The sequence below is a fragment of the Ruegeria sp. CDSA236 genome (genome assembly GCF_059611285.1).
In genome coordinates, this window is the sequence record NZ_JBXWPG010000001.1 from 361,745 (window position 1) to 385,106 (window position 23,362).

At 57.4% G+C, this 23,362-nt stretch carries 25 protein-coding genes; 12 read left to right on the forward strand and 13 right to left on the reverse strand.

Going from position 1 to position 23,362, the window contains the following annotated elements; genetic code table 11:
• The first annotated feature begins 79 nt into the window (after window positions 1-79).
• The 7 genes from AC2FLB_RS01830 to AC2FLB_RS01860 all read left to right on the forward strand — a co-directional run bounded on the left by AC2FLB_RS01830 (window position 80) and on the right by AC2FLB_RS01860 (window position 6,918).
• Window positions 80-532: a paraquat-inducible protein A gene (locus AC2FLB_RS01830; RefSeq protein ID WP_271947376.1), complete on the forward strand. Its 453-nt coding sequence runs from the start codon at window positions 80-82 to the stop codon at window positions 530-532.
• A gap of 148 nt (window positions 533-680) precedes the next feature.
• A complete protein-coding gene (locus tag AC2FLB_RS01835; RefSeq protein WP_142633486.1) occupies window positions 681-1,460 on the forward strand; it encodes a DNA repair protein in 780 nt (259 codons plus the stop codon).
• A gap of 121 nt (window positions 1,461-1,581) precedes the next feature.
• Window positions 1,582-2,943: a DNA repair protein RadA gene (radA, locus tag AC2FLB_RS01840; RefSeq protein WP_142633484.1), complete on the forward strand. Its 1,362-nt coding sequence runs from the start codon at window positions 1,582-1,584 to the stop codon at window positions 2,941-2,943.
• A gap of 41 nt (window positions 2,944-2,984) precedes the next feature.
• Entirely contained in the window at window positions 2,985-3,590 is a 606-nt protein-coding gene (locus tag AC2FLB_RS01845; RefSeq protein WP_142633482.1) for a CvpA family protein, read from the forward strand.
• Window positions 3,591-4,206: 616 nt separating this feature from the next.
• A complete protein-coding gene (purF, locus tag AC2FLB_RS01850; RefSeq protein WP_496691144.1) occupies window positions 4,207-5,730 on the forward strand; it encodes an amidophosphoribosyltransferase in 1,524 nt (507 codons plus the stop codon).
• 252 nt (window positions 5,731-5,982) lie between these two features.
• Complete coding sequence (locus AC2FLB_RS01855) at window positions 5,983-6,231, forward strand: hypothetical protein (protein ID WP_496691143.1); 249 nt, start codon at window positions 5,983-5,985, stop codon at window positions 6,229-6,231.
• A gap of 42 nt (window positions 6,232-6,273) precedes the next feature.
• Entirely contained in the window at window positions 6,274-6,918 is a 645-nt protein-coding gene (locus AC2FLB_RS01860) for an SDR family NAD(P)-dependent oxidoreductase (RefSeq protein WP_496688285.1), read from the forward strand.
• Between the two features lie 60 nt (window positions 6,919-6,978).
• Here the strand turns inward: AC2FLB_RS01860 and AC2FLB_RS01865 are convergent, their stop codons facing one another.
• The 4 genes from AC2FLB_RS01865 to AC2FLB_RS01880 form a co-directional block, all read right to left on the reverse strand.
• Window positions 6,979-7,821 (reverse strand): ATP-binding protein, encoded by an 843-nt coding sequence (locus AC2FLB_RS01865; RefSeq protein ID WP_281972000.1) that lies wholly within the window; start codon window positions 7,819-7,821, stop codon window positions 6,979-6,981.
• Between the two features lie 117 nt (window positions 7,822-7,938).
• Window positions 7,939-8,856 carry a twin-arginine translocase subunit TatC gene (gene tatC / locus AC2FLB_RS01870; RefSeq protein ID WP_281971999.1) on the reverse strand — a complete coding sequence of 306 codons (918 nt, stop codon included), beginning with the start codon at window positions 8,854-8,856 and terminating at the stop codon, window positions 7,939-7,941.
• Window positions 8,853-9,311, reverse strand: a complete 459-nt coding sequence (gene tatB / locus AC2FLB_RS01875; protein ID WP_496695649.1) for a Sec-independent protein translocase protein TatB — start codon at window positions 9,309-9,311, stop codon at window positions 8,853-8,855. The genes tatC and tatB overlap by 4 nt, the downstream gene beginning before the upstream one ends.
• A gap of 6 nt (window positions 9,312-9,317) precedes the next feature.
• Complete coding sequence (locus tag AC2FLB_RS01880) at window positions 9,318-9,533, reverse strand: twin-arginine translocase TatA/TatE family subunit (RefSeq protein ID WP_142633467.1); 216 nt, start codon at window positions 9,531-9,533, stop codon at window positions 9,318-9,320.
• Window positions 9,534-9,752: 219 nt separating this feature from the next.
• On the opposite strand from AC2FLB_RS01880, the gene AC2FLB_RS01885 reads away from it, so the two are divergent.
• Complete coding sequence (locus tag AC2FLB_RS01885) at window positions 9,753-10,058, forward strand: hypothetical protein (RefSeq protein WP_496708518.1); 306 nt, start codon at window positions 9,753-9,755, stop codon at window positions 10,056-10,058.
• A gap of 21 nt (window positions 10,059-10,079) precedes the next feature.
• Window positions 10,080-10,751 (forward strand): helix-turn-helix transcriptional regulator, encoded by a 672-nt coding sequence (locus AC2FLB_RS01890; protein WP_496708519.1) that lies wholly within the window; start codon window positions 10,080-10,082, stop codon window positions 10,749-10,751.
• Window positions 10,752-10,814: 63 nt separating this feature from the next.
• On the opposite strand, the gene AC2FLB_RS01895 is transcribed toward AC2FLB_RS01890, so the two are convergent.
• The 8 genes from AC2FLB_RS01895 to AC2FLB_RS01930 all read right to left on the reverse strand — a co-directional run bounded on the left by AC2FLB_RS01895 (window position 10,815) and on the right by AC2FLB_RS01930 (window position 18,215).
• A complete protein-coding gene (locus AC2FLB_RS01895; RefSeq protein WP_496706028.1) occupies window positions 10,815-11,966 on the reverse strand; it encodes a peptidoglycan DD-metalloendopeptidase family protein in 1,152 nt (383 codons plus the stop codon).
• A 63-nt stretch (window positions 11,967-12,029) separates the two neighbouring features.
• On the reverse strand, window positions 12,030-12,680 hold the full coding sequence (locus AC2FLB_RS01900; RefSeq protein ID WP_142633458.1) for a protein-L-isoaspartate(D-aspartate) O-methyltransferase: 651 nt from the start codon (window positions 12,678-12,680) through the stop codon (window positions 12,030-12,032).
• Window positions 12,677-13,459 carry a 5'/3'-nucleotidase SurE gene (gene surE / locus AC2FLB_RS01905; protein ID WP_271947395.1) on the reverse strand — a complete coding sequence of 261 codons (783 nt, stop codon included), beginning with the start codon at window positions 13,457-13,459 and terminating at the stop codon, window positions 12,677-12,679. Before surE ends, AC2FLB_RS01900 begins: the two co-directional genes overlap by 4 nt.
• 121 nt (window positions 13,460-13,580) lie before the next feature.
• Window positions 13,581-14,666: an ABC transporter ATP-binding protein gene (locus AC2FLB_RS01910; RefSeq protein ID WP_185956606.1), complete on the reverse strand. Its 1,086-nt coding sequence runs from the start codon at window positions 14,664-14,666 to the stop codon at window positions 13,581-13,583.
• Window positions 14,667-14,746: 80 nt separating this feature from the next.
• Window positions 14,747-15,793: a methyltransferase domain-containing protein gene (locus tag AC2FLB_RS01915; RefSeq protein WP_496708520.1), complete on the reverse strand. Its 1,047-nt coding sequence runs from the start codon at window positions 15,791-15,793 to the stop codon at window positions 14,747-14,749.
• Window positions 15,794-15,883: 90 nt separating this feature from the next.
• Complete coding sequence (locus AC2FLB_RS01920) at window positions 15,884-16,996, reverse strand: YhaZ family DNA alkylation repair protein (RefSeq protein ID WP_496708671.1); 1,113 nt, start codon at window positions 16,994-16,996, stop codon at window positions 15,884-15,886.
• A gap of 2 nt (window positions 16,997-16,998) precedes the next feature.
• A complete protein-coding gene (locus AC2FLB_RS01925) occupies window positions 16,999-17,778 on the reverse strand; it encodes an SDR family oxidoreductase (RefSeq protein ID WP_496691343.1) in 780 nt (259 codons plus the stop codon).
• A gap of 74 nt (window positions 17,779-17,852) precedes the next feature.
• The gene (locus tag AC2FLB_RS01930) at window positions 17,853-18,215 is read right to left on the reverse strand and encodes a nuclear transport factor 2 family protein (protein ID WP_142633450.1); all 363 of its coding nucleotides are present in this window, start codon (window positions 18,213-18,215) and stop codon (window positions 17,853-17,855) included.
• 109 nt (window positions 18,216-18,324) lie between these two features.
• Here AC2FLB_RS01930 and AC2FLB_RS01935 point away from each other — a divergent pair, with 109 nt between their 5' ends.
• The 3 genes from AC2FLB_RS01935 to AC2FLB_RS01945 all read left to right on the forward strand — a co-directional run bounded on the left by AC2FLB_RS01935 (window position 18,325) and on the right by AC2FLB_RS01945 (window position 22,450).
• Window positions 18,325-19,932, forward strand: coding sequence for a peptide chain release factor 3 (locus tag AC2FLB_RS01935; protein ID WP_281994525.1), 1,608 nt, complete (start codon window positions 18,325-18,327; stop codon window positions 19,930-19,932).
• An 18-nt stretch (window positions 19,933-19,950) separates the two neighbouring features.
• A complete protein-coding gene (locus tag AC2FLB_RS01940) occupies window positions 19,951-20,892 on the forward strand; it encodes a glycosyltransferase family 2 protein (RefSeq protein ID WP_496708521.1) in 942 nt (313 codons plus the stop codon).
• A gap of 184 nt (window positions 20,893-21,076) precedes the next feature.
• Window positions 21,077-22,450: a DEAD/DEAH box helicase gene (locus AC2FLB_RS01945; protein WP_496708522.1), complete on the forward strand. Its 1,374-nt coding sequence runs from the start codon at window positions 21,077-21,079 to the stop codon at window positions 22,448-22,450.
• Here AC2FLB_RS01945 and AC2FLB_RS01950 read toward each other — a convergent pair.
• Window positions 22,447-23,349, reverse strand: a complete 903-nt coding sequence (locus tag AC2FLB_RS01950) for an EamA family transporter (protein WP_142633442.1) — start codon at window positions 23,347-23,349, stop codon at window positions 22,447-22,449. The genes AC2FLB_RS01945 and AC2FLB_RS01950 overlap by 4 nt on opposite strands.
• Between the last annotated feature and the right edge of the window lie 13 nt (window positions 23,350-23,362).

The window sequence follows — 23,362 nt, forward strand, 5'->3', positions numbered from 1 at the left end:
GTTTCGGATATCGGTATAGGCACAATACAGACTGAGGTTAAATATTCACCTCATCGAAAAGTTCCGAAGAGTATCTATAATGACCCTCCGCCTCGTCACCCTCTCTCTGCTGATCCTCTACCCCATCGCGTGGTTCGCTCCGCTGATGCGCGCGGGATTTCTGCCCATCTTCGGCCTCAGCGAAATCAGCGTCATCACCGGGCTCCAGTCCCTTTGGAAGTCCGATATCTTCCTCGCGCTGATCGTCACCGTCTTTGCCCTTTTTGCCCCCTATCTGAAAACCATCGGCACCGCCCTGATCCAATGGGACCTGCTGGATGCGCGCGTTCAGCCGGCGCTGAACATCCTCGGCAAGCTGGCGATGGCCGACATTTTCCTGATCGCGCTCTATATCACTCTGGCCAAAGGCATCTCTTACGCGACCATCGAAACCGCATGGGGGCTTTACCTGTTTACGGCCTGTATTCTGGCCTCAATCGCCCTAGGTATTATTACCGAGATGACATCCAGATCACGAAATCATCAGACCTAATTGATTGAAAACACTTATCTGAGTATCATCTTAATATTTCGAGCAGCCAGTTTCTTGTAGTGATCGGTCCGTAGCGGATCAAAAATTATGTTCAACCTTTGTCCGCTTCGGCCCGATATGTATCGGTTTGAGAAGGAGATCGTCGAACATGACCGCACTCCACACGTTAACATTACAGTTTCAAAACGCATTTTTACGACTGACATTTTTTCTGATTTGTTCCGCGGCTTTTCTGGCCGTCGCAACCACTATGCTATCCGCCCTGGGCGTACTGCCCTGGCTCTCTATGCAAGCCGGACTGGCGGGCGGCACCATCATAGACGCCGGGATCTATGTTCAGATTGGCCTGACCGCTCTGATCCTGATGCTGGCCTTCTACCTTCCTGCGAATGCCCGGATGATGGCCCTGGAAAACGCGCACCGTAAATTTGCGCTGAACATGCACGACATCGCCCATGCCTATCAGCTGGCCCATGCGCAGGACCGCAGCGGGGCATTTATCCTGTCGTCCGAATTTGATGCGGTCAAAGAGCGGATGGCCTTCCTGCGCCAACATCCCAACCTACAATCGCTCGAACCAGAGATTCTGGAGCTGGCCGCGCAGATGAGCCAGATCAGCCAAGAACTGGCCGAAACTTACGGGGATACCCGCATCGCCCGTGCCCGCACATTCCTGCAGCAACGCCAGGAAGAGATCGAACTGTTTCAGCAACGGCTGGAAGAGGCGCAAACCATTCAGCACGAGCTGCGCCAGTGGACCCATGATGTTGAAATCGAAGAATCCATCGCTCGTTCTCAGCTAACCCGCCTGCGCGACGAACTTTTCGAACTGTTGCCGGAATTGTCAGCGCAACTGCAGCAGCCCAAGGACGGTGCATCGAAGCCGTCGAGCGTCATAGCTATGTCGCCACCTCGCGCCGCCGAATAGGCGCGACAGCGCCCGCCATGGACGATGGCCCAAACGGGCCTGAGGATATGGCGCGGTACCGGTGGAGATGAAGGCCCACGAGGGCTTGAAGAACCGCCATTCCTCGGGCACCAAGGGCGCCATGGCAAAGACAACTTTTTCATGCTCGGCCTGCGGTGCCACTCATTCACGGTGGTCCGGGCGCTGTGACGGTTGCGGTGAATGGAATTCCATCACGCAAGACGTACCCCTTTCGGCTGGCCCGGCCAAAAAATCCCTCGGTGGTAAGCGCGGCCAGTCTATCACACTCACGGACCTGTCGACCGAGGAAACGCCCCCACCCCGCACACTCTGCGGGGTCGAGGAGCTGGATCGCGTGCTGGGAGGCGGACTCGTCCCCGCCTCGGCCTTGCTGGTAGGTGGGGATCCGGGCATCGGCAAATCCACCCTTTTGCTGCAGGCCGCGGCCCGGTTCTCGCGTGCAGGTGTGAAAACCATTTACGTCTCGGGCGAGGAAGCCAGCGCGCAGGTTAGGATGCGCGCGCGCCGATTAGGGCTTGAAGATGCGCCCGTGCAACTGGCCGCCGAAACCAACCTGCGTAACATCCTCACCACGCTGGAAGCCGAGAAACCCGGTCTCGCAATCATCGACTCAATTCAAACCATGTGGGCCGACAACGTCGACAGCGCACCGGGTTCAGTGTCACAAGTCCGCGCCGCAGCACATGAATTGACCACGTTTGCGAAACGACACGGAGTTTCAATCATCATGGTTGGCCATGTCACTAAAGATGGTCAGATCGCTGGCCCCCGCGTGGTTGAACACATGGTTGATACCGTTCTTTATTTCGAAGGCGAACGCGGGCATCAGTTCCGCATTCTGCGTGCGGTCAAGAACCGGTTTGGTCCAGCCGATGAGATTGGCGTGTTCGAGATGACAGGCAAGGGTCTGGCACAAGTCACAAACCCGTCGGCCCTGTTTCTATCTGAACGCGGCAAGCCCAGCCCCGGATCGGCCGTATTTGCTGGTATCGAAGGGACACGGCCGGTTCTGGTTGAGCTTCAGGCGCTGGTTGCCCCATCCCCCCACTCTCAGCCTCGCCGAACCGTCGTCGGATGGGATAGCGGACGGCTGGCAATGATCCTTGCCGTGCTCGAAGCCCGCTGCGGCATCCCCTTTGCCGGGCTCGATGTCTATCTCAACGTCGCAGGCGGGCTTAAAATCACCGAGCCAGCCGCGGACCTTGCCGTTGCTGCCGCGCTACTCAGCGCGCGCGAGGACACAGCCCTGCCAACGGACACCGTCGTTTTCGGAGAAATCTCGTTGTCCGGGGCACTTAGACCGGCCCCTCAGACAGAAAACAGGTTGAAAGAAGCCCAAAAACTTGGTTTCACATCCGCCATAGCTCCGGCAGGCGGGAAAACCGGTACTGTGGCAGGTCTGACACTCACCCGGCCCTCTGATTTGGTAGGGTTTGTTGGCGAAACCTTCGGAGCAGGTTAAGGTAACGCCTTGAGGGGCAGAAAAAATTACGGGCGAGGGCCATGGAAGGTTTTACAATAATTGACGGGGTAGTTGCCCTGATCATCGTTATATCGGGTCTGCTGGCCTATTCCCGTGGCCTGTTGCGGGAAATTCTCGCGATCGCGGGATGGGTTGCGGCGGCAGTTTTGGCATTCATTTTCGCACCACAGGCCGTTCCACTGGTCAAAGAAATCCCCGTTGTCGGAGATTTCCTGCGCGACAGTTGTGAATTGTCGGTTATCACCGGGTTCGCTGGCGTGTTTGCCATTGCCCTGATCGTGGTTAGTATATTCACCCCACTGTTCTCATCTCTTGTGCAACGGTCTGCACTGGGCGGCTTGGATCAGGCACTTGGGTTTTTCTTTGGAATCGCGCGCGGCATCCTTTTGGTGGCGATTGCCTTCTTCGTCTATGACACAGTCATGACGGGCCAATCCTACACCATCGTCGATGAAAGCCGGTCAGCCAAAGTGTTCGAACAATTCAGCGACAAAATCGAAGAGCAAAACCCCGAAGCCGCGCTGGGGTGGGTAACATCCCAATATGAAGAACTGGTAGCCAGCTGTGGTGAAAGCGCCGATCCATCCGACGCACCTGCCGCCCCTGAAGCACCTGCAGCGGAATAAAGCAAAAGCCTGGTCAAAGCCGGGCTTTTTCAATTCGGCTTAGACAAACCCTTCTCCGGCGCAAACGGTGCATCTGATGTTTTTCAGCCCAAAGCACCCTTCGCAACGGGACATGACGGGCTTGCCAAAAATGTCCCGACTTTTGATCACTTCACCTGCGCCTCCGCAAATCTGACAGGGTGCGCGCCCCATTCCACGGCATCGGTGGCACCGGCGTTTTACCGGTTCTTGCTTTTTCTGACCTTGATTGTTTTGCCACATGTCTGAAATCCGCTTGGCTTGAAGAAACTATTGTTTCGGATTGTTTCCTCTATGACAGCACAAGCTGCGAAACCTGTCACCTTTTGTTCGGCCATTGTGGCAAATTCCACCTGCGTCAAATCGCAAATGTGATCCTTTGATGACACAGCCTCCGTAAGGCTTTATGTGAAGTCCGAACTGACATGGAATCGGAGCTGCCGATCTTGCTGTATCTGTTTTCTTTCGCGCCTGCCGCTTGCGACCAGGGCGCGTCTGCATCCCAAGATCTATGGGAAGTATCAGGCAAAGACACCGCCATGCTGATGTTCCGAACACCGCCACAACTTAAATCGTCATAGTAATTTGGAGCCCGTACATGTGTGGGATTTTGGGGATCGCAAGCAGAACACATGATGTGTTTGCGGAAATCTATGACGGGCTTCTGATGCTACAGCACAGGGGTCAGGATGCATCGGGTATCGTCACGTATACCGGAGAGTTCTTCCGCGAAAAGAAGGCCAACGGGCTGGTCAAGGACGTGTTTAACGCTCAGGACGCCGATACCCTGCTTGGAAAGGTCGGCATTGGCCATGTGCGCTATCCGACCGCCGGGTCGCTCAGCGCGGCCGAGGCGCAGCCGTTCTTCGTGAATGCCCCGTATGGCATCTACCTGGTTCATAACGGCAATATCACCAACACTGCCGCACAGCGTGAGAAGGTCACTGGAAAATACAGCCGCCACCTGCGCACAACGTCAGATTCGGAAATTCTGTTGAACGTTCTGGCGGACAAGGTCGCTGACGCAATCAAGGTCAATGGCAACGCCGAGCCCATTCGCAATATCTTTGCCGGTGTGAAGATGACGATGGAACGGGTACAGGGCGCCTATTCGGTGATCTGCCTGATTGCAGGTGTCGGAATGCTGGCCTTCCGCGACCCGCACGGAATTCGCCCGCTCTCGGTGGCCATCCGCGAAACCGAAAGCGGTGGCGACGACTTTGCGTTTGCCTCGGAAGATGTGGCCTTTGGCATCAACGGCTTCAACAAGATGCGCGACCTGCGCCCTGGTGAAGCGATCCTGATCGACCTGGACGGCAACATGCACGAATTCCAGGCGGTCGAAGGCAAGCTGACACCCTGTATCTTTGAATATGTCTATCTCGCGCGTCCGGATTCTCTCTTGGACGGCGTCTCTGTCTATAAAACGCAGATGCGTATGGGGCAGACGCTGGCCAAACAGATCCAGGAATCAGGGCTTGAGATTGATCGGATCATCCCGGTCCCAGACAGCGCCCGCCCCGTCGCGCTTGAGGCGGCCAAGATCACCGGCATCCCCTATCGCGAAGGACTGGTAAAGAACCGCTATGTCGGACGAACGTTCATCATGCCCGGTCAGGCCGAACGTCAGAAATCCGTGCGCCGCAAACTGAATGCGGTTCCGCTAGAGTTTGACGGCCACAATGTTCTGTTGATCGACGATTCCATCGTCCGCGGGAACACGATCAAGAAGATTGTGCAAATGTGCCGCGAGGCTGGAGCCACGAAGGTCTACATTGCCAGCGCCTCACCGCCGGTGAAATACCCGAATGTCTATGGCATCGACATGCCCACCAAACATGAGCTGATTGCCCATGGCAAAGAGGTCGAGGAAATCCGGCAGGAGCTGGGTGCAGACGCCCTGATCTATCAGCATCTGGACGATCTGATCTGGGCCGCCAAGGAAGGAAATCCAGAAATCGAAGCGTTCGACTGTTCGTGTTTTGACGGAAAATACATCACCGGAAGCGTCAGCAAAGACTATCTGGATACGCTCGAGAGCAGTTCACGCGTTAGTAAGAAACGTGAAGACATGCAGGTGCCCGGCGGATCCTGGAACGCGGCCAAGCTGGCTTCGGGATAAGTTCCCGGCGAATCGGTAGCTCTCTGCCCGGTTCAAGCCGGGCGGTTTCCGACCTGCATCGGTGTAAATTCGCTTAGTTTCCGCGCACAACTTTTTGGCGAAGGAAATGCAATCGCAATGGGTTCACCGACTACCTTTTGAAAGTGACGGAACGGACAATTCACCGGACCTTTTGTTCCCTTGTTGCGTTTGATAGTCCGGCTCCAACCACTCATCAAAAGGGGTTGGGGCCGCGTGCCGCAACCGCACTCTATGTCAAACAAAACCGTTACAATCGCGGCCACGCAACAGGGCGCGCTTAGCAAGAACTCTGTCACCCTGCTTGGGGTGTTTGGGCCAAAAGCCGATATGCGCGCGCTGATGCGGATGTCTTCTGGCCGGGTCAAAGAGGTCAAGCTGGGCAGCCGTGTGTCTTCGGGTACTATTGTGGCCATTGATGCCGAGGGCATCATGCTGCGACAAAGCGGTCAGACGACGCGCATAGCGATCCCGGGCAGCTAATCCTGTCTTGACGCGCTGCGCGCTTGGGTTCAAACCGCAGTCATGACCGATCAGACTAAAATCGCCCTCATCACCGGGGCCTCTCGCGGGCTGGGCGCTGCCCTGGCCGAGGCGCTGGCACCAGAGTACCACATCGTCGCTGTCGCCCGCACCACCGGCGGGTTGGAAGAACTGGACGACCGCATCAAAGCAAAGGGCGGTTCAGCCACCCTGGCCCCTATGGACATTGCCGACCCGAATGCGATGGCCACTCTGTGTCGTGGCATCCATGATCGCTGGGGCAAGGTGGACCTGTGGCTGCATACTGCGGTTCACACTTCGGCCCTGACGCCGACCCATTTCATTGACCCCAAGGAATGGACCAAAGCCATTAACACCAACGCAACCGCCACGTCGGTCCTGATCCCCTATGTTGCGCCTTTGCTGGGTGAGGCCGGCCATGCGGTGTTTTTCGATGATCCGAAGGCGGGTGAGAAATTCTATGGCATCTACGGTGCCACCAAGGCGGCGCAGATGGCTCTGGCCCGTAGCTGGGCGCTGGAAACTGAGCGCACCGGGCCGCGTGTGAGCATCGTGGAACCGGCTGCCATGCCAACTGCCGTGCGTGCCCGGTTTCATCCCGGTGAGGATCGGGAGGCATTGACCAGCACCGCAGATGAAGCGGCGCGTATTCTGGCTCTGTTATAGGAATGGCCCATAGGGCTATGCCTCCGGCGGAGGTATTTTTAGCCAGATGAAGCCGGCGGATTACGCGATGTGAACACCGTTTCTTCCGGCCAGATCGACGAAGAATTGCCATGCCACACGTCCCGAGCGCGCGCCACGTGTGGCCTGCCATTCGATCGCTTCGGCGCGCAGGGTGTTTGCGTCGACCGATACGCCGTAAGAAGCACAATAGCGGTCGATCATGGCAAGGTATTCGTCCTGATCGCAAGGATGGAAACCCAGCCATAGCCCGAACCGGTCCGACAGTGAGACCTTCTCTTCTACGGCCTCAGACGGGTTGATGGCGCTGGAACGTTCATTTTCGATCATATCCCGCGGCATCAGGTGGCGGCGGTTTGAGGTGGCGTAGAACACCACATTTTCCGGGCGACCTTCGATGCCACCGTCCAGCACTGCCTTGAGCGATTTGTAGTGCTGATCATCGTGGCTGAAGGACAGGTCATCACAGTACAGGATGAACCGATGCGGCGCTGCACGTAGATGGTTCAGCAGCCGCGCGACCGAGCCCATATCCTCGCGCTGCAGCTCAACCAGTTTCAGATCAGGATGTTCGTTCTGCAAGGTGCCGTGGACCGCTTTGACAAGGCTGGATTTGCCCATACCACGCGCGCCCCAGAGCAGCGCATTGTTGGCCTTAAATCCAGCGGCAAAGCGGCGTGTATTGTCCAATAGTGTATCGCGAGACCGGTTGATACCCACCAAGAGATCCAAATCGACCCGATTGACCTGCTTAACCGGTTCCAGGCGGTCGGGTTCGACATGCCAGACAAAAGCCGGAGCTGCGGCAAAATCGGGCGCGGCCAGAGGCGCCGGGGCCATGCGATCCAGCGCGTCGGCAATACGGTTCAGAGCTTGGTCATCCATTGGGGCCTCCGGTCGTGTCTGCAGGGTCTCAAACCATGTTCCGCCCGGCGCGACAAGAGCGGCGCATGAAAAAGGCGCGCCGGGCTGGGCGCGCCTGTTCATTGCTTGATCGCAGCTTTATTTGCCGTCTTCTTCGTGGATGATATCGGCATCCGCCTCTTCTTCGCCGTCATAGTATCCTTCTGCGCGCAACTCGGCCTCGCGCTTTCTCTCAACTCGGGCGACAAGGAAGATCGACACCTCATAGAGGCCATAGACCACGACAAACAGGATGATCTGAGTGATCACGTCTGGCGGTGTCACAAGGGCAGCAAGCACCAGAATACCTACCATGGCGTATTTTCGGACACTGCCCAAACCCTCGGCGCTGACAAGTCCGGCCTTACCCATCAAGGTCAGCAGCACAGGCAGTTGGAAACACAGACCAAAGGCAAGGATGAATTTCAGCGTGATATCCAGCGATTCATTCACCTTGCCGAAGAACGTGATCTTCACGCCCTCGGTGGTTTCGGGCACAACCACGATCTCTTCCGGAACATCTCCGGTAGTCGCCGACAACAGATTGGCAAAAATCGAACTGACATCCGCAAAGCCCAAAAAGAACTGCATGGCCAGCGGCGTTACCACGAATTGTGCAAAAGATGCCCCCAGCAGGAACATGAACGGTGAGGCGACCAGGAATGGCAGGAAAGCGCCCTTCTCAGACCGGTACAGACCAGGTGCCACAAAGCGCCACAGCTGATAGGAAATCACCGGGAAGGCCAGCGCGAAGCCAAAGACCATCGAAATTCGGAACAGCGTAAACAGATATTCCTGTGGCGAGGTATATTGCAAAGTCGGAGACGGATCGCCCAGATCGCGCAGCGTTGCCTCGATTGGTTGGACCAGGAATTGCAGGATAGGTTCCGCGACCGTAAAGGCCAGGACAATGCCAATTACAAAGGCAATGACCGCGCGGATCAACCGCGTGCGCAGTTCCGCCAGATGCTCGATCAATGGGGCCGAGCTGTCTTCGATCTCGTCTGTGTCGGTCATGATTTGCCTTCGGTTTTCAGCGCGGCTTCGGCCTCTTCAGCCTTGGCCAGCGCGTCGGCGGCTTCTTTCGCCTTCCGCTCGGCCGCAGCGCGTGCGGTCGAGGCCTGGATTTTCTTGGCCTGTTCGGCCCGTTCGGCGGCCAGCTTACCGGTCTCGCTATCGGGGTCAAACTTGGTGGGGTCGATACTTTTGGCCAGGTCCTGCGCGGCTTCTTTCACACCATCCATGGCGCTGCCTACAGGGTTAGTGGCCGCGTTGAGACCTTTTTTGATGTCATTTACACCGGCCTGATCCGCCGCCTCGTTCATGGCACTGCTGAATTCGCGCGCCATGCCACGGGCCTTGCCGACAAAACGACCGACATTACGGAACAAAACCGGCAGATCCTTTGGCCCCACAACGATCAGGGCGACGACGCCGATGACCAGAAGCTCGGTCCAGCCCAGATCAAACATACCGGATCAGACCTTGTCTTTGTCGGTCTCGGGCGTGACGTCTTTGGCCAGCTCGGATGCGTCCTGATCCAGTTCCTCTGCGCCTTCTTTGACGCCCTTCTTGAATGACGTAATGCCTTTGCCTACTTCGCCCATCAACGAGCTGATTTTGCCACGGCCGAATAGCACCAGAACCACAACTGCGATCAGCAGAATGCCGGGAAGGCCAATATTGTTGAGCATCTCTCTTCTCCTATAACGTCGGCGCCGTACGCCGGAAATGTGATCTGGGTCCGTGTCTACGCCCGCTGGTCCGCCTGCAAAAGTGAGTTGGTTCAAATCTGCGTTCAAATTTGATCCGATCCGATGTTTTTTACGGCCTCGGATTGATCAACTGACAGGTTTGTGTCAGTTGGTAGGGGCTAGGTAGGCGGTATCGAAACCTGGTCAACGGAGATTCACATGACCCATGTTGCAGAAATCGTCACCTTCACCCTCGCCAACGGGACAACCCCGGAAGAGTTCGTTAAACTCAGCCAAGCGTCCGAAGCCTTTGTACGCGCTGCTCCGGGGTTTGCCCATCGTCAACTCAGTCAAGGCGAAGACGGGCGCTGGACTGACTACGTGATCTGGACCGATATGAAGGCCGCACAGGACGCAGCTGCGCAGTTCCCGCAGCAGGGTTTTGCGCCCGCACTGATCGCAGCGATCAACCCCGAAGGCATGCAGATGCGCCACGAGTACGTGCTATGGAACATGACCGCATAACCCCGGTCAGAGCGGCGTGTCATGCGCCGTACTGATCGTCTGTTCGACATTATCCAGATCCTGCGCGATGGTGGCTTGCACCGTGCGCAGGACATTGCGGATCGACTCGAGGTGTCGGTCCGCACGATCTATCGCGACATGGATACGCTGGCCGCTTCGGGCGTTCCGGTCGAGGGGGAGCGCGGCGTGGGCTATATGGTGCGTGAGCAGATCACCCTGCCCCCGCTGAATCTGACCCCGGCCGAACTGGAAGCGCTGAACCTTGGCATGGCAATCGTGGCCGAGGCCGCCGACCCCGACTTGAAAACCGCCGCCGAGTCATTGGCTGAAAAGATCGACGCCGTGCTGCCGACACAGGTGATTTCCGAGGCTGACAGCTGGAAATTTGCGGTCTACCCCTTTGCCGATGCCGCACGCGGGCTGGCGCATATGGCCCCGATCCGCGCCGCCATCAAATCACGACAAAAATTACGTCTGAGTTACCGCAGGATCGACGGCGTGCTGACCGAGCGCACCATTCGGCCATTGCATATGGAGTATTGGGGACGAGTCTGGACGCTGACTTCCTGGTGTGAACTCCGCGATGGTTTCCGGGTCTTCCGAATTGACCTTATCGAAACCGTCCTTCCCCTGCCCGAGATTTTTGCAGACGAGCCGGGAAAGCGTCTGAGCGATTACGACCCATACGCTTAACCCTGCCGTCATCGGGTTGGGATTATCCCTGCCAGCGGCATGGCCCCGACGGGGCCATTCTTATCATTTCAGATAGGGCTCTGGATCTACAGATTCGAAGCCTTTGCGCACTTCGAAATGGACATAGGCGTTGTCCCCGCTCCGCAGCGAGGCAATCTTCTGCCCTCGTCGCACGCGATCCCCTTTCTTGACCGTGATATCTGCCACATTGGCATAGACGGTCAGCAGATCACTGTTGTGTTTAACAACGATGATCGGAACCTGATCTGCATCAGCAGTGATCGCCGCAACAGTTCCCGCCTCTGCCGCCATTACAGGCGATCCTGCGGCCGCTGCGATGTCGATCCCCTCGTTCTTTCCCTTTTGATAGGTGCGGATAATCGTACCGTTCACAGGAAGCCCAAGCGCCGAATTGCTTTGATTTGTTGGTGCCTCGGCGGTCACATCAGGTGCCGGAGTGGCCGGGGAAATGGTTTCGTCGGGCAAGGGCTGCGTAGCACTGGGCGGCGTCGGTGTCGGAGACCCCTGACCGGGCTGAGTCACATTCGTTGCAGGCACTGCAGCTTTGCGCGGTGCGGATTGGCTTTTCACCGGGATCAGAAGGAACTGGCCTTCGCGGACGGTAAAATCGGAATCCAATCCATTCCAGTCTGACAGCGCCTCAACGGGAACGTCATAGAGGCGTGAAATTGTAAATGCCGTTTCACCACGTTTCACCTTGTGGCGGATCGGTTCGGGACCGGTTGGTGCCGGTGCCGCCGCAGGTTTTGCGGGTTCAAGCGTTGATGTACGGACCGAGCCATTTGCGGGGACTTCGTCGATTGCCGTACCAGCTATCGTCGCAATATCGACAGAGCTTGCGGAACCGACCGTCTGGGGCAGTGCCACAACTTCGCCCTCGCGCAAGGAATCGGTAGGCATTAGACCATTGAAACGCGCCAGCTCTCCTTCAGGCAAACCAACCCTTGCGGCCAAGTCTCTGACAGTGTCACCGCGGCGAGCAATCGCCACTTGATAGGTCGGATATGTGATGACACCCCTGGCATCCGGTGCGGGCCGGTTGGTCGTCGCCGACTGTGCTGCTTCGGCGGTGGAAAAACCGCCTACCTGTCCGCGAAGATCATAGTCCAGCGGCCCTTCGCACCCAGCCAGGATTGCAAGGCTAGCCACTCCTAACGCACAGCGGCGCATTGCTGATTTGGAAACTGCTCTCATTTTATTGTCCTCGACACCTGCCCCTGTTCATCGGGGTTCCGGCGCATTTTGCAGAATATTCCTTTAAGCTCCATCCTTCCCAAGCCCTTCTAACAAGGGCACAAAACGGACAGGCAACAATTCGTCATAGTCCAAACCGGATTCGGTGCGCCGGACCCTGATCAACGTCTGGACCGTATCCGACTGCCCCACCGGCAAGACCATGATACCGCCGATTTTGAGCTGCGCCAAGAGCGGCCCGGGCGGGTCCTCGGCAGCTGCAGTCACGATGATACGATCAAACGGGGCTTGCTCGGGCAAACCAAACGAACCATCCGACAACATTGCCGTCACATTTGTCAGCCCCAAATCACGGAACAACTGGCCGGTTTCGCGCACAAGTCGCTTATGACGCTCGACCGTGTATACCCGGCGTGCCAGTTTCGACAGGATCGCGGCCTGATAGCCCGATCCGGTCCCGATCTCGAGCACGGTATCACGCGGACGTACTTCCAGCGCCTGCGTCATCAGCCCAACGACAGACGGTTGGCTGATCGTCTGGCCGCACGCAATCGGCAGCGGCGTATCCTCATAGGCGCGTTCTGCAAACAGGCCTTTGACAAATCTGCCGCGATCTATCTGCTCCATTGCTGCCAGCACACGCGCATCCGTCACTCCGCGCGAGCGCAGGGCAAACAGGAACTGCATGGTTGTTTCAGGGTCCAGTCCGCTCATTCGATCGACTTTAACGCTTCCAGCGCGTCATGCGCGGTCAGATCCGCACGCATTGGTGTGACCGAGATATAGCCTGCCAGATTGACGGCAGCATCCGTCCCAGGTGCAGTCGGGTTGTGTTGATACCCACCCTTGATCCACAGAAACCGCCGCCCCGAAGGTGAGCTGTGCGGCTCGACCGAGAAATGTGTGTCACGCCGATAACCCTGAGGGGCGATCCGGGTGCCCAGTACTTCATCCGCAGGCACTGGGGGGAAATTGACGTTGTAAAACAAACGGTAATCGCCTTGTTCTGCCGGCGTCGCCCCCAGTATCTTACGAACCAGCTCGGCACCAAATCGGGTCGCGGATTCGAACGGGTCATCCAGCCCCAAATTGCGCGGACCGAAATATTGAGACAGGGCAATAGCCGGAACCCCCTGCAGGGCCGCCTCCATCGCGCCCCCGACTGTGCCAGAATACAGCGTATTCTCGGCCGAGTTGTTCCCACGATTCACACCAGATAATACCAGGTCGGGTGGTGCGTCCTTCATCACATCGTGCAAACCGGCCAAGACACAATCAGCTGGTGATCCTTCCGCAGCAAAACGGCGTTCTCCCAGCTTGGCAACCATCATCGGGTGCGTGTAGCTGATGCAATGCCCCACGCCGGATTGCTCGAATGCGGGCGCAACGACCCAGACTTCACCATCCGGTCCGGCCAGATCGGCAGCAATCGCCTCGAGTGCGATAAGTCCCGGCGCATTGATACCGTCATCATTGGTTAGAAGAATACGCATATGCCCCATCCACCGCAGCGTTTTTTCCTTGATAGACCCAGCCCCGCACTGCGGCAAGCAACCCGCAGGCGCAATCTGAGGCTTTCACGCACCACTTGCGCCTAAACTGCAGTTTTAGACCCTATTTGGGGAATACAAAGCACCGATCGCGGCGAATGGTCAGCCACATGACCCGCCCCGCTTGCGGGACAAACACGTTGGGAACGGTCGCTTTCAAGATTGAATCATCATAGTCCATACGGAATTCAATCAAGCTTTCGTTGCCCAGAAAACGCGCCCGTTCGACCACACCACGCGCGGCTACCCCGTCCGTCGGTGTCGGCAGTGGACCTTTGCCATTGCGATCAAAATCCAAACGGACGTGCTGAGGCCGAAATACAATCTCAACATTCGTTCCATCCGGCACACCCGGAGCAAGAAACTGACCAAATGGCGTATCGGCCAAAGCTCCATTAACTTGCGCACCTAACACATTTATATCGCTAAAGAATGCAACTGCAGCCTTGTCCGCAGGACGGGTGTAGACGTTGTAAGGCGCACCCTGTTGAACGATTCTGCCACGGCGCATCAGGGCGATCTCATCGGCCATACGCATTGCTTCTTCGGGTTCATGGGTAACCAACAGCACAGCGGCGTCCTCTTCCTTGAGGATCGCCAGAGTTTCGTCCCGAATTCCATCGCGTAACCGGTTATCGAGCCCCGAAAACGGCTCATCCATCAACATGATCCGGGGGCGTGGGGCCAAGGCGCGCGCCAGAGCCACCCGCTGTTGCTCACCGCCCGACAAGTGATGTGGAAAGCTGTCTGCGAACCGCATCAGGTCGACTTTGGCCAGCAACTCATCCACGCGTGCGCGTTTTTCATCTTTGCTACCCTTCAGGCCAAAGGCAACATTGTCAGCTACGCTAAGATGCGGGAACAGGGCAAAGTCCTGAAACATCAGGCCAATCTCGCGCCGCTCAGGCGGGACACGGAACACCGTATCGCAGATCAGCTTGCCATCGACATAGATCTGGCCTGTCTCTTGCATCTCGACACCGGCAATCATCCGCAGCGTCGTTGACTTGCCGCACCCTGACGGCCCCAACAGGCATGTCACCTGCCCCGCTTGCACGGTCAGCGAGACGTCATCAACCACCACCCGACCTTCGTACCGGGCGACCAGATTGCGAATTTCCAGACGCGGAGGAGTTGCGTTTACTGTCACCGATGGACCCCGTAGCCTTACCCGATCAAATCAATCGGGCTTGGGCGGGGATAGCAACACCTCCCTTTGGGTGCAAGGGATCAGCAGCAGCCGCCCGTTTCGGCCTGCCCGGTCGCCTCAAATGGGCTTTCACCACCGCAGCCTTCGAAGATGCCGTAATGGGTTGAGAAATCACCGATGAACTCGAAATGCCGCGCAAACCGCGTGTCTTTGAGCATCATCCATGTGTTGCCGCACACCGGAAACACCTTACCCGTCGCGATTGCGTGGTGGTCATCCAGCTCAAACATGTGCGCCGCATTGGGGACAGTGCCCTTATAGATCACGGCCTGACCATAATCTTCACAGGCGGGTTCCAACGCAGGTAACTTGAACAGACGATAGGTGGCTGACAGAAATTTGAGCGGTGCCACGCGGTCCTCAAGAACCGGATTTTCGATGGTCAAGGAGCGGTGCGTGACTCGACGCGGGTCGCCGAAACCGGCTTTGCGAGACATCGACAGAAAGTCATTCCAGTACAGCGCACCGGACAGACACTCGCCATACAGAACCTCATCCTCGGCCATTGCCTGCGGTACGCGACGATCCGCATAAACGTCCGAGAAATACATCTCTCCGCCGTCCTTAAGCAGGCGATGCGCGCCGCGCAGAACGGCCTCCTTATCGGTGGCCAGGTTGATCACGCAGTTCGAAACGATGATATCGAAAGACCCCGCCTTTAAGTCCAGTTCATCCAGCTTTTCGATGTAGCCGTGATGAAATTCCACGTTGCTTTGGGCATATCCAAAGGTTTCGGCGTGATATTCCTGATGCGCACGAGCGACATCCAGCTGCTCGGGCGTCATATCCACGCCGACCACGCGCCCTTTCTCGCCCACCATGGCAGACAGGGCGTATACATCCCGACCGGCACCACAGCCCAGATCAAGGATGCTCATCCCTTCCAGATCCAGCGGCGCGATCAGCCCGCAGCCGTAATAGCGGGTCAGCACGTCATCATGGACCTTGGCGAGGATCTTTTTCAGATGATCCGGCATATCGTCGGGCGTACAGCACGCATTGGTCTGCAGGTCCGCGCTACTTTGCAGGACCTCGCCATAGTAGTTCTGCACCGATTCATGCTTCATCGCTGTCATCCCCTGATCTGACTGATGTTGAGCTAACCCAGCACCGCGCACCGTGCAATAAAAAGCCGAGCAATCTGACGAAAGGTTGAGCTAGCCCAGCAGCTCAAAATCCAGATCCGCGCGCACCCGGCCATTCACCTGAATCTCCAGAAGATGTGCGCCGGGAACAAGCCTGAACGTGGTCGCATCGCCTTTGAGCTTGTGCTTTTTGCTCAAGGTCAGGTTTCCATTCCTTAGCGCGGCCTGTTTCAGCTTGTGAACTTTGGCCGATTTTTTGCCGCCAGGTCTTTGAAAATGGATGATATAATCAATCAAAACGGGTTGGTTCACCTCACCAGCCAATGAAACATCAAACTCAAGCGCGCCGCCAATCTTTGCGGGCCCATTTACCGTGACCGAGACCTGTATATCGGCATCAGGGTCATATCCCAGCATCTTCATCGCGCGTGGGTGCCCGGCCTTAACCAGACCGCGCAGGGTATGAGAGGTCATCCACCGCATCTCGTCAGCGTCTTGACGCTGTGAACGAGACCAGCCCTGCAGGCGGTCCAGCACCATATCCGGGTCTTTTTTGGAGATGTCGTTCAGATGGTTGGCCACCGACCGCGTCACATAGCGCGTTTGATCCTCATGCAGCCGATCCAGCAAAGGCAGCGGGTCGGTTAATTCCAACCCCACCGCCTGCCCCCAAGGCAAACGCGGGCGGGTTCCTTCGGACACCAGACGCCGCACATGATAGCTGTCATGCCCGCACCAATCCTCCAGCCGCGCCATCACAAGATCAGCGTGGCAATTGAGAAACGGGCGAATGGCCCATTCCATCGAAAACCTCTGCGTCAGTTCAGCCAGAACATCCAGCGCGAGGTCGGGGTGATCAAGGCCGACATTGACGACCCAGTCCCCCAGAGGCGCAAAGATGAAATCACCGAAATCATCATCAGTTTTGTTCCGGTCCAGCGGGGGCGGCAAGGCCCGCAGCAGGGTCGGAGCGATAGTCGGCAGCTCTCCCGGAACCTGATGTTGCAGGCATTCGGCGATCCAGGCCATCCGCTCTTTCAACTCAAGCTCCAAAAGGCGCGACATCACCTGCGTTTGAAACGCCTGCGCATCGAACCCCGGATCAGCCTCGGCAAAAAGCCCAGCCAGAAAGCCGGTCTTTTCCGCATTAAACAACTGATCCTTAAGTGAAAACCCTTGAGCCATGGTCACATCGTCAGATTGGTCGCGCCACCATCCAACAGGATGTTCTGGCCGACGATAAAGCCCGCATGCTGCGAACACAGAAACGCGCAGGTTGCCCCGAACTCCTGCCGCGAGCCATAGCGGCGCGTGGGGATGGTTGCCTCACGCTGCGCGCGTGCCTCGTCAACGGAAATGCCTTGCTGCGCAGCCACACCACCGTCCAGAGAATCCGCTCGATCCGTCGCATGTATCCCCGGCAACAGGTTATTGATTGTCACACCATGCGGCGCGACCTGCCTGGACGTTCCGGCCACATATCCGGTTAGCCCGGTCCGTGCCGCATTAGACAGGCCAAGAACGGCAATCGGCGCCCGTACGGATTGCGAGGTGATGTTAACCACCCGGCCCCAGCCCTTATCCATCATGCCGGGCAACAGGGCCTTCATGAAGGAAATCGGGGTCAGCATGTTGGCATCCAACGCCTTGATGAAGTCCTCGCGCTGCCAATCTGACCACAGGCCCGGAGGCGGACCGCCAGCATTTGTCACAAGAATATCAACGCCCTGCGCGGCAGCAATCACTTGCGCCTGCCCCTCCTCCGAGGTCACATCACACGCAACACTCTGCACATCGACACCAAATTCCGAGCGCAAACGCGCGGCTTCAGCCTCTAACGCGTCGGCCCCTCGCGCGTTCATCACCAGATTCACACCAGCCGCCGCCAGAGCCTCGGCGCAGCCCAGACCCAAACCTTTACTGCTGGCACAGACCAGCGCGCGCTTTCCACCTATTCCCAGATCCATCTGTTCCTCCCCATCTGTGATTATCCGCACGTCTTTCACCCAGCAGACAGGGAAGACAGATTGATGACAAGGGGTTAGTAGAAGAACTCTTCCCGGACGATCTTGCCATCCGCGACGTGATACAGCGCAACTTCGCGCATATCGAAGCTCTCACCGCTTTCCTTGAACTTGCCCTGCACCTCAAAGATCACGGCAAAACGGTCTTCGCCATGCACCATCGGGTCACTGACGTTTCCGCCCGTCACTTCGGTCGAACTCTCCCACCAATCGTGCTTGCCACGGATCGCGTCGCGCCCATGCGCCTCGCGTCCCATACCGGATGCATCGACGGCCTCAACCGAAACGGCATCTGCCGCATACAGCTTATCCAGATTGGCCTTGGCCCGGTTTTCCCGGCATCCCGCCACCAGCTCATCGGCGATTTCTTTCAAATTCATTGATCCTCTCCATTATTTGTTCACTATATGTTCTTATTGCCACAAGCAGACGATTCGAACCAGCCTCTTTGTCTTGCTTCGGCAGAATTCCCCGCCTATACGCGCGACTATGCTTGATACCGCCACGAACCAACCCACCTTGCCGCCCGAGATCGCCCGGCGCCGGACATTTGCCATCATCTCGCACCCGGATGCGGGCAAGACGACCCTGACGGAAAAGTTCCTGCTGTATGGCGGCGCCATCCAGATGGCCGGTCAGGTACGCGCCAAGGGTGAGGCACGGCGGACACGTTCGGATTTCATGCAGATGGAGAAGGATCGCGGGATCTCGGTCTCGGCCTCGGCCATGTCCTTCGACTATGGAAACTTCCGGTTCAATCTGGTGGACACGCCCGGCCACAGCGATTTCTCGGAAGATACTTATCGCACTCTGACCGCAGTGGACGCGGCCGTGATGGTGATCGACGGCGCGAAAGGTGTGGAAAGCCAGACCCAGAAACTGTTTGAGGTCTGCCGCCTGCGCGACCTGCCGATCCTGACCTTCTGTAACAAGATGGACCGCGAAAGCCGCGATACGTTCGAGATCATCGACGAAATTCAGGAAATGCTGGCCATCGACGTCACGCCCGCTGCCTGGCCGATTGGAGTAGGCCGCGACTTTATCGGCTGTTACGACATGCTGCGCGACCGGCTGGAGCTGATGGACCGCGCTGACCGTAACAAAGTGGCCGAAAGCATCCAGATCAACGGGTTGGACGACCCCAAGCTGGCTGAACATGTGCCCGAGCACCTGCTTGAAAAGCTGCTGGAAGAGGTTGAGATGGCACGCGAATTGCTGCCCGCGCTTGACCCCCAAGCGGTATTGGAAGGCCACATGACCCCGATCTGGTTCGGCTCGGCGATCAACTCGTTCGGCGTCAAGGAACTGATGGAAGGCATCGGCGCCTATGGTCCACAGCCGCAGGTACAGTCCGCGGAACCCCGCCAGATCGCACCGGAAGAAAAGAAAGTGTCCGGATTTGTCTTCAAGGTTCAGGCAAACATGGACCCCAAGCACCGCGACCGGGTGGCATTTGTGCGCATGGCCTCGGGCCATTTCAAACGCGGCATGAAGCTGACCCATGTTCGATCAAAAAAGCCGATGGCAATCTCGAACCCTGTGCTATTTCTGGCATCCGACCGGGAACTGGCCGAAGAGGCCTGGGCCGGAGACATCATCGGCATCCCAAACCACGGCCAGCTGCGCATCGGCGACACGCTGACCGAGGGCGAAGCGATCCGGGTAACCGGCATCCCTTCCTTTGCGCCGGAACTGCTGCAAACCGTGCGACCAGGCGATCCGATGAAAGCCAAGCATCTGGAAAAAGCCCTGATGCAATTCGCCGAGGAAGGCGCGGCCAAGGTGTTCAAACCGTCGATCGGATCGGGCTTTATCGTCGGCGTCGTTGGCGCGCTGCAATTCGAGGTTCTGGCCAGCCGGATTGAGATGGAATACGGCCTGCCGGTACGGTTCGAGGCGTCTCAGTTCACCTCCGCCCGCTGGGTCAGTGGTGAAAAGGTTGAGGTCGAGAAATTCGTCAATGCCAACAAGCAGCACATCGCTCATGATCATGACGGCGACATCGTCTATTTGACTCGCCTGCAGTGGGACATCGACCGGGTCGTGCGGGACTATCCCGACCTGAACCTGACCGCCACCAAAGAGATGATGGCGTGACAGGGTCACGAGCTTCATATGCCGGATAATGTCCCAAGCTGGGGCATTGTATCAACGATCCGGGGCTCGGCCCCGGACATACTTCGGTTTGCGGCCTATCACCTCGATCTCGGGGCCGACCGGATGTATCTGTATCTGGACGAGCCCTGCCCGGCTGCGTTCAACGCCCTGAACCGCCACCCACGGATCGAAATACGCAACTGCGACGAAGGGTACTGGTCGAACCGAAAGCGCGAGAGGCCCGACAAACATCAGGTCCGGCAAACCGCAAATGCCAGCTTTACTTACAGAAAGGCTGAGGTCGACTGGCTTGCCCATATTGATCTGGACGAGTTCCTCTGGCCGCAATCCGACCTTGGCGCGATATTAGCGGAGATTCCGCAACGTATCCCAGCGGTGCGCGTTCGTCCGATCGAGCCCGTGGGCGGAACCGAAGACCTGTACAAAGCCTATATCCCCGCTGGTCAGGGCCGTGATGGGATCGTTCAGGCATTATTTCCGAATTTTGGCGGATTTGTTCTGGCTGGATTCCTCAGCCATGTTCAGGGTAAACTTTTTGTTCGCAAAGGCTTACCTCGGATCAATTTCCGGATTCACAATCTGTTTCAGGATGGCGAAATCCTCCCGACCAAGGTCGAGCTGCCCCAGGTTGATCTATGCCACCGTCATGCACCTGACTGGGATCATTGGCTAGCCCATTATCGGTTCCGGTTCGAAAAGGGCTCGTATCAGCCAGGCATGTCACCCAATGTTCCGCGCGAACAAGGCGGGATGAACATGAATGAATTACTGAGCTGGATCGAAAAAGAAGATGGGGCTCACGGCCTGCGGGTTTTCTATGATGAAATCAGTGGCGCCGACCAAGAAGTTCGCACCCGCCTCGAAAAGTTTGGGCTGATTAAGTACCGTCCGCTGGATTTGGATGGAAAAGTCGCGAAACATTTCCCCGGAAGTACCTGAATTGTTGCGATAAATCCGCATGGTCAGCCGGTGTCGCAGCATAAAAGTGACTTCATTTGACCCTGCCCCGTGATTTTGTTATGTCCCGCCAAGCCGAAATGCACAAAATATCGCATGGCCATCCGGGCCCGGCACATTCTTTACGCGCGGGCCAGGTTTTAGTGTCCGCAACAACCGGACATACATGACAAAGTTTAACGAACTGAACCTGAACCCGAAGGTCCTCAAAGCCATTGAGGAAGCCGGATACGAAACGCCAACACCGATCCAGGAAGGCGCAATCCCACCCGCGCTTGAGGGCAAGGACGTTCTGGGTATCGCCCAGACCGGTACAGGCAAAACCGCCAGCTTCACGCTACCGATGATCACATTGCTGGCCCGTGGCCGCGCACGTGCGCGCATGCCGCGGTCGCTGGTGCTGTGCCCGACGCGGGAACTGGCCGCGCAGGTGGCCGAGAATTTCGATACCTACTCAAAGCACTTGAAACTGACCAAAGCGCTGTTGATCGGCGGCGTCAGCTTTAAGGAGCAAGATGCGCTGATCGACCGTGGCGTCGACGTTCTGATCGCTACACCGGGTCGTCTGCTGGACCATTTCGAACGCGGCAAACTGCTGTTGACCGGCGTCCAGATCATGGTGGTGGATGAGGCCGACCGAATGTTGGATATGGGCTTTATCCCCGATATCGAACGCATTTTTTCGCTGACGCCGTTCACACGCCAAACGCTGTTCTTCTCAGCCACCATGGCGCCCGAGATTGAGCGGATCACCGATACATTCCTGTCGGCCCCAACCCGGATCGAAGTTGCCCGTCAGGCAACGGCCTCGGAAACCATCGAGCAAAGTGTGGTCATGTTCAAAGGTGGTCGCCGTGACCGCGAGGCCAGCGCCAAGCGCCAGGTCCTGCGTTCGCTGATCGACTCCGAGGGCGAAAAATGCACCAACGCGATCATCTTCTGCAATCGTAAGACCGATGTGGATATCTGTGCGAAATCGCTGAAGAAATACGGCTATGATGCTGCCGCGATCCATGGCGATCTCGATCAGTCACAACGGACGAAAACACTGGACGGTTTCCGTGACGGAACACTACGTCTGCTTGTCGCCTCGGACGTTGCCGCGCGCGGATTGGATGTGCCCTCGGTCAGTCATGTGATCAATTTCGACGTCCCCGGCCACCCCGAGGATTATGTGCACCGGATCGGTCGTACAGGTCGCGCCGGACGCGAAGGCAAAGCGATCACTATCTGTTCGGGTCGCGATGAAAAAGCACTGGCCGCGATCGAGAAGCTGATTCAAAAAGAAATTCCTCGCTTGGACAATCCGGTAAAGGAAGAGCCGAAACCCGAGAGGCCAAAGCCCGAGAAAAAGGCCCGGCCAACTGAGGTCCGACCAACAGAGGCCCCCAAACGCGACGATAAAAGAGAAGACCGCAAGAAGGATAAAGAAGTCAGAGGCCGTGGACGGCGCGCTGACAACGGTCCTTCGGTCGTGGGATTGGGCGATCACCTGCCCAGCTTTATCGCGCTCAGCTTCGACGAACGCCGCACGGGTTAAATAGACAAAACCAGCGCCAGAATTGATGCGCCCAATAACGTCATCCCGGCGATCTCGCGCCGGGTGATGGTTTCGCGGAAAAACAAGATCGACGCGAACAGGCTGAGGATCAGCTCGACCTGCCCCAGAGCCTTGACGTAGGCGGCGTTTTGCAAGGTGAATGCCAAGAACCAGCAGAACGATCCGCACAGGCTGGTCAGTCCGACAAATACGCCTGTTCGGCGTGTCTGCCACACGGCGCGCAGCTCGGCCCTGTCTCGCCACAACAGCCACAGGCCCATGCTGACGAACTGGAGCGAGACAACGACTGCCAGCGTCACAAGTGCCCGAAACCACGCATCAATCTCGCCCAGTTCAAGCGAGGCACCCCGATAACTGACCGAGGAAAACGCAAACAGCACACCTGATCCCAGGCCAAGCCGCGAGGCCCGGTTCGTCAGATGTCGCCACCACGCCCCGTCTCCTCCGGGACTTTTCGACAGCAGCAACACAGCCGTCAGCCCCAGAAAGATCGCACCAAGCGCCCAGAACGAGACCTGATCGCCCAGGACCAGAAAACCAACGATGGCGGTCTGGATTACTTCGGTTTTCTTAAAAGTTATGCCGACAGCAAAATTGCGCTGTTTGAACAAGGCGACGACACAGATCGTGGCAAGGATCTGAGCCGTTCCTCCAATGGTGGCAAACACCCAGAACCGGGCGGTCAGCGGCGGCAAGGAATACCCCGTCAACTGCAGCGCCGCGATCAGAGCGATTAGAACCAGCGGGATTGAATAGGCAAACCGGGCAAATGTCGCCCCGGCGGCCGTCAGCTTTACACTGCTCAGCGATTTTTGCAGCATGAACCGCACCGTCTGAAACGTTGCAGCTGCGATAGTGACAGGTATCCAGAGGCTCATGCCGCCTTTTGTG